Source organism: Limnobacter sp. G6BE5S, from assembly GCF_058448965.1.
The window spans coordinates 463,159-469,385 of record NZ_JBZFLM010000003.1 but is presented as its reverse complement, the minus strand read 5'-3'; the positions used below and the strand labels follow the sequence as shown (position 1 = coordinate 469,385).

Below are 6,227 nucleotides of genomic sequence, written 5' to 3'. Positions count from 1 at the left end.
TCGTCAGCCAAGTTGCGGCATTGGCCGCTTAACCCGCAGTGCTGGATCTTTATTAAAAATCCACAAAAACTGTCCGATTAAACGAAGCCTGCTCTGTTGATCTGTTCCATGCCGGTTGCTGCGTGCAGCAGGCCACAGCCCACTTGCTTGGACGCAAACGCAGCAAGCCCGGCCCACTCAAACCGGTCGTCAGCCCGCCACAGCGCGGCATAGGCGGCGTTGATGCGCCGGTTGCGCGCAATCGGGTCGGCAATCAACACGCCGCCCGGGGCAACAATGTGCTCGGCTTCGCGCTGGTAAATGCGCCACAGGCAGTCGCAGGTTAGCACCTCCACCACCGCGATCAATTTTTCGGTGTTGTCGTAGCGGTCGGTGCTGTAGCACTTGCACTTGTCAAGCGTGTGTGCGCCTTTGTGCAACGGAAGGTCGTCGCTGATCAAGTGGGGAAAGCAATTGTTGGTCATGGCATGGCGTGAACAATCAATTCAGCTTTAACGGTTTTCTTCACCACCAGTTTTTGGGTCAGGCCCTCGGCGTTGGAATGGCCTGTTTCCGTTGCGCCGGTGGACAATTTGATGCTGTAAGGCACACCTTCCAAAGGTTCTTGGGTTTCATGGTGGCGAATTACGAATTGCACCACTTTATCTTCAGTTTGATTGCCCAGTGGGTTGTCGGGAATTTGCTGTTCGGCCACCCGGGCAATGGAACCCGTTGGCGAGGTGTGGGTGGTGCTGGTTTGTGAGGCAATTAGCGTTGCCCCGCAGGCGGTTTTCATACCCTCGTAAGCCAAAGGTGCGCCATTGAATGTGTGGGTCGGGTTACCTTGTGCAATCGGGAACACTCCCTTGCACAAGGGGCAAGCTACCTTGTGGCCCATGGCGGCCACTGCACGGCCTTCGACGGTGTAAAACGGAAAGCCTTCCAGCACGGTGCCGCCGTGGCTGGTGGTGTCGCCTTGGCGAATCATTAATGGCATGGTTTAACTCTTGTTCAGTCAATAACCAAGCAAGCTAACATGCCGAGTTTTGGATTGAAAAAGGTGTCACCACAAGCGGTGGGGTTGGGTTGGTTCTGGGTTAACCCAACCAATCCTTGTCCACCAAAAAATCGGTGTATAGCCGTGCTTCGGCGCTGCCCGCTTCGGGTTGCCAGTCATAACGCCATTTCACCTGGGGTGGCATGCTCATCAAAATGGATTCAGTGCGCCCGCCGCTTTGCAGGCCAAACAGTGTGCCCCGGTCGAATACCAAATTGAATTCAACGTAGCGACCACGGCGATAGGCCTGAAAGTCGCGTTCACGTTCGCCGTAGGCCATGTTCATGCGACGCTTTACAATGGGCAAGTAGCCTTTCAGGAAGGCATCGCCTACGCTGCGGGTCATCGCGAAACTTTGTTCGAACCCCAGCTCGGAAAAGTCATCGAAAAACACGCCACCCACGCCGCGCGGTTCTTTGCGGTGTTTCAGGTAAAAATATTCGTCGCACCATTTCTTGAATTTGGCGTGGTAATGCGCACCGAACGGATCGAGCGCATTTTTACAGCTTTGGTGAAAGTGCTTTGCGTCTTCCTCGAATCCGTAATAGGGGGTCAAATCCATGCCGCCGCCGAACCACCACACCGATTCACCTTCCACTGTGGTGGCTGCAAACAGGCGTACATTCATGTGCACGGTGGGCACATAGGGGTTGCGGGGGTGAAATACCAGGGAAACGCCCATGGCTTCAAAGCTGGCGCCAGCCAAGCCTTGGCGGCTGGCTGTGGCCGAGCCGGGCAATTTGTCGCCCATCACGTGGCTGAAGTTAACGCCACCACGTTCAAGCAAACTGCCTTCTTCCAGTACACGGCTGCAACCGCCACCGCCCTCGGCACGTTCCCAGGAGTCGTTCAAAAACGGCTTGCTTTCAAACTGACCAATGCCTTCAACAATGCTGGCTTGAAGCCCTTGAAGGTATTGTTTCACCTGATTCAGCTCAGCTGGTGTCATGGTAGTGAGTCCTGATTACTTGCGATTGATTGCCCGGTAGCCGATGTCGCTACGGAACTGCATGCCGTCGAAACTGATGGTGTCGACCAGTTCATAGGCTTTGGCCTGGGCTTGGCGCACGGTGTCGCCCAATGCGGTTGCGCACAACACACGACCACCGGAGGTAACCGCTTTTCCGTTTTGCTCAACGGTACCCGCATGGAATACAACAGCCTCGTCGCTGGCTTCGGCACGCAAGGTGATTTCATCGCCTGCGCGCGGGGTTTGTGGGTAGTTGTGGGCGGCAATCACTACGCCCAGCGCGGTGCGGCGGTCCCATTCGGCTTCCACTTGGTCGAGCGTGCCATCAATGGCATGGTCGAGCAAATTCACGAAGTCGCTTTTCAAGCGCATCATGATGGGTTGGGTTTCGGGGTCGCCCATGCGGCAGTTGAATTCCAGCACTTTGATGTCGTTTTTGTCGTCGATCATCAGGCCGGCGTACAAAAAGCCGGTGTACACCAGGCCGTCTTTTTTCATGCCGGCAATGGTGGGGTAAATGACTTCGCGCATGACGCGGGCGTGCATGGTGGGCGTAACCACCGGTGCTGGGCTGTAAGCACCCATACCGCCCGTGTTCGGGCCTTGGTCGCCATCCAGAAGGCGTTTGTGGTCCTGGCTGCTGGCCATGGCCAAGGCGTTCACTCCGTCGACCATCACGATGAAGCTGGCTTCTTCACCTTCAAGAAACTCCTCAACCACCACGCGTGAACCGGCACTGCCCATGCTGTTGCCCAGCAACATGTCGTCAATGGCCTGGTGGGCTTCTTCCAGGCTCATGGCGACAACAACGCCTTTGCCCGCAGCCAAACCATCGGCTTTGATCACAATGGGTGCCCCCTTGGCGTTCACGTAGTCGTGGGCCTTGGCCGCCTCGGTGAATGTTTCGTATTCTGCGGTGGGAATTTTGTGCCGCTTCATGAAGGCCTTGGCGTAGTCCTTCGAGCTTTCCAGTTGAGCGGCCAATTTGGCTGGGCCAAAAATACGCAAACCACGTTGGCGGAACAAATCGACCACACCCGCGGCCAAGGGGGCTTCCGGGCCCACCACGGTCAGGTGTACCTGTTCTTTGGTCGCGAAGTCGGCCAGTTCAGCTAGGTCGCTGATGGCCACATTTTCCATTTTGGCTTCAAGGGCAGTGCCACCATTGCCGGGAGCAACAAATACTTTCGTTACGCCGGGGGTTTGGCAAATGCGCCACGCCATGGCGTGTTCGCGGCCACCTGATCCAATCACCAAAATTTTCATGTGTGTAGTGCTCCGTACTTTTTATTCGTTGATGATCACGTTGGTGTAAACCTGCTGCACGTCGTCCAGGTCCTCCAGCATGTCAATAATCTTCTGCATGCGAACGGCATCGTCGCCTTCCAGTTCGGTTTCGCTGGCTGGCTTCATGGTCAGTTCCGCGTTTTCGAACTTCATGTCGGCGGCTTCAAATGCAGTTTTCAGGGTGTGAAACTCGGGCACGGGGCAGGTCACTTCGATTACACCGTCCTCTGATGTCACCACGTCGTCAGCACCGTTTTCAAGAGCAACTTCCATAATCGCGTCTTCGCTGTGGCCTGGCGCGAAAATAAACTGGCCGCAATGCTTGAACATAAACGACACCGAGCCGTCGGTGCCCAAATTGCCGCCGTGCTTGGTCAGCGCATGGCGAACTTCGGCCACGGTGCGTACTTTGTTGTCGGTCATGCAGTCAATAATTACGGCTGCGCCACCCACACCATAACCTTCGTAGCGAATTTCCTCGTAATTTACGCCCTCGGCTTCACCTGTGGCTTTTGCAATCGCCCGTTGCACGTTGTCCTTGGGCATGTTGGCGTCAGCCGCTTTTTCCATGGCCAGGCGCAAACGCGGGTTCGTGGCCACATCGCCGCCGCCCACTCGGGCTGCCACGCTGACTTCACGAATGATTTTGGTCCACACCTTGCCGCGCTTTTCATCTTGGCGGTTTTTGCGGTGTTGAATGTTGGCCCATTTACTGTGTCCTGCCATGGCTCACTTTCTGTTGTTGAATCAAAGAGGTGCGATTTTATCACCACCGTGCACCTGCCGTATTGCCCTGAAAGGAATCCACGGCGATAATCTGCGCGGGTATTGGACTTTTACATTTGTATACACTCAACAGGAGGCAACGTGAGTTTGCTCAAAGACTTCAAGGCGTTTGCAGTAAAAGGCAATGTGGTTGATTTGGCCGTGGCGGTGATTATTGGTGGGGCGTTCAGCGGCATTGTTAAAAGCCTGGTCGACGACGTAATCATGCCGATCGTGGGGCGTATTTTTGGCAAGCTTGATTTCTCAAACTTGTACCTTCCCTTGACAGAACTGCCCGCGGGAGTAGAGCCCACACTGGCTGCGGTAAAAGCTGCTGGTATTCCTGTGTTGGCGTATGGCAACTTTGTGTCTGTATTGATCAACTTCATCATTTTGGCTTTCATTATTTTCATGATGGTACGTCAGGTGGCCAAGCTCACCGCTTCCTTGGCCAAAGAAGAGCCTGCAGCGCCTGCTGCACCGCCCCCCACGCCCGAGGACGTTCTGTTGTTGCGTGAAATTCGTGACTCATTGAAGCAGTAATTTAGACTGGCTTCTCCAGATTCACAGGAGTACAATGGAAGGTTGAATCTGGAGAGTAACTGGCATGTATGTTTGCCGGTTCGCCGAAGGCGCAATCCCCATGAACGCTCAGGCTTCAGTACAGGTTCAGAAATTCAAATCTGGAGAGCGCTGTGCGCGGCCAATCGCCGCGTAAGTACAGCCGCCGAAGAGGCAAGCAACGCAACCCGTTGTGAATCTTTCAGGCAAACGGACAGAGAGGGGCTACAAGGCAAATGGTTTGCCGAAAGCCCTTTTTACTGTTCGTGGAGCCTATTCTCATGAAAGCTATTGTTCTTGGTGCTGGTGTTACCGGCATTACTTCCGCCTGGTTTTTGAAAAAAGAAGGTTTTGACGTCACCGTGGTGGATCGTCAGCCTGCAGCCGGCATGGAAACCTCCTTTGCCAATGGCGGCCAAATTTCAGTTTCTCATGCCGAACCCTGGGCCAACCCCGGTGCGCCGAAAAAAGTGCTGAAGTGGCTAATGCGCGAAGATGCGCCGCTGCTGTTCCGTTTGCGCGCAGATGCCCGCCAATGGCGCTGGGGCATGCAGTTTCTGCGTGAATGTACCCCTGAAAAAACCCGTCACAACATCATTCAAATGGTGAATTTGGGCACTTTCAGCCGCGACACCCTGCAAGAATTGCGTACCGAGACTGGTATTGAATACAACTGCCTGACCAAGGGCATTTTGCACTTTTACACCAACCAGCAAGAATTTGATGATGCCCTGGAACCTGCTGAAATCATGCGTGAATTCGGCTGTGATCGCAAAGTGATCAGCGCTGAAGAAGCTGTCCGCCTTGAGCCCGCCTTGGCCACTGTGAAAGACAAAATTGCCGGTGCAACATTCACCGATGCAGATGAAAGCGGCGATGCACACGTGTTTACGCAAAACCTGTCCAAGCTGTGTGCAGCCAAAGGCGTTGAGTTCAAGTACGACACAGCCATTCTGGGCCTGGACACTGAAGGTGGCCAAATCAGCGGTGTGCGTGTACGCGGCGCTGATGGTCAGGTTCAAGTACTGAAAGCCGACAAGTACTTGCTGTGCATGGGCAGTTACAGCCCAATGCTGGTAAAAGACTTGGGCGTGGATTTGTTGATTTACCCTGCCAAGGGATATTCAGCCACTTTGCAGATCGACGATGCGAGCAAGGCGCCCCAGGTTAGCCTGACCGACGACGAGTACAAACTGGTGTTCAGCCGTTTGGGCGACAAGTTGCGCATTGCCGGCACCGCCGAATTGAATGGCTACAGCACGGAATTGAACGATGTGCGTTGCAAGGCCATTACCCGCCGCGTCATGGAACTGTTCCCCGGCATGGCCGACCCCGAGAAGGCCGTGTACTGGACCGGTTTGCGCCCTGCCACGCCATCCAACGTGCCCTACATTGGCGTGTCCAAAATTTCAAACCTGTACCTCAATACTGGCCATGGCACGCTCGGCTGGACTCACTCTTGTGGCTCAGGTCGTTCAATTGCTTCAATCATGAACGGCAAACAGCCTGAGCTGGATTTCGCATTTACTGGAATTTCTTCCAAGAAGGGCGAGGCCTTGGCCGTTGCCTAAGGCTTGTTTTTGCTAACATCAGCGCATTCGCCAACAG

The 6,227-nt window shown here is 54.6% G+C and carries 7 protein-coding genes and 1 riboswitch; of the genes, 2 read left to right on the top strand and 5 right to left on the bottom strand.

Features of this window, described 5'->3' with window-relative positions; genetic code table 11:
- Positions 1-77: 77 nt before the first annotated feature.
- From ACVL1J_RS07920 to ACVL1J_RS07900, 5 genes are all read right to left on the bottom strand, one after another.
- Positions 78-464 (bottom strand): DUF2515 family protein, encoded by a 387-nt coding sequence (locus ACVL1J_RS07920; protein ID WP_341237660.1) that lies wholly within the window; start codon positions 462-464, stop codon positions 78-80.
- A complete protein-coding gene (locus ACVL1J_RS07915) occupies positions 461-976 on the bottom strand; it encodes a PAAR domain-containing protein (RefSeq protein ID WP_341237659.1) in 516 nt (171 codons plus the stop codon). Before ACVL1J_RS07915 ends, ACVL1J_RS07920 begins: the two co-directional genes overlap by 4 nt.
- Before the next feature lie 100 nt (positions 977-1,076).
- Positions 1,077-1,985 (bottom strand): oxygen-dependent coproporphyrinogen oxidase, encoded by a 909-nt coding sequence (hemF, locus tag ACVL1J_RS07910; protein WP_341237658.1) that lies wholly within the window; start codon positions 1,983-1,985, stop codon positions 1,077-1,079.
- 15 nt (positions 1,986-2,000) lie between these two features.
- On the bottom strand, positions 2,001-3,272 hold the full coding sequence (purD, locus tag ACVL1J_RS07905) for a phosphoribosylamine--glycine ligase (RefSeq protein ID WP_341237657.1): 1,272 nt from the start codon (positions 3,270-3,272) through the stop codon (positions 2,001-2,003).
- Positions 3,273-3,293: 21 nt separating this feature from the next.
- Positions 3,294-4,019 (bottom strand): YebC/PmpR family DNA-binding transcriptional regulator, encoded by a 726-nt coding sequence (locus ACVL1J_RS07900; RefSeq protein ID WP_341237656.1) that lies wholly within the window; start codon positions 4,017-4,019, stop codon positions 3,294-3,296.
- Between the two features lie 141 nt (positions 4,020-4,160).
- Here ACVL1J_RS07900 and mscL point away from each other — a divergent pair, with 141 nt between their 5' ends.
- Together mscL and ACVL1J_RS07890 are read left to right on the top strand one after the other, a co-directional pair.
- Positions 4,161-4,601, top strand: a complete 441-nt coding sequence (gene mscL, locus ACVL1J_RS07895; RefSeq protein ID WP_341237655.1) for a large conductance mechanosensitive channel protein MscL — start codon at positions 4,161-4,163, stop codon at positions 4,599-4,601.
- A 130-nt stretch (positions 4,602-4,731) separates the two neighbouring features.
- Positions 4,732-4,847: riboswitch (glycine riboswitch) on the top strand.
- Positions 4,848-4,900: 53 nt separating this feature from the next.
- Positions 4,901-6,190, top strand: a complete 1,290-nt coding sequence (locus ACVL1J_RS07890) for a D-amino acid dehydrogenase (RefSeq protein ID WP_159568884.1) — start codon at positions 4,901-4,903, stop codon at positions 6,188-6,190.
- Positions 6,191-6,227 lie beyond the last annotated feature (37 nt).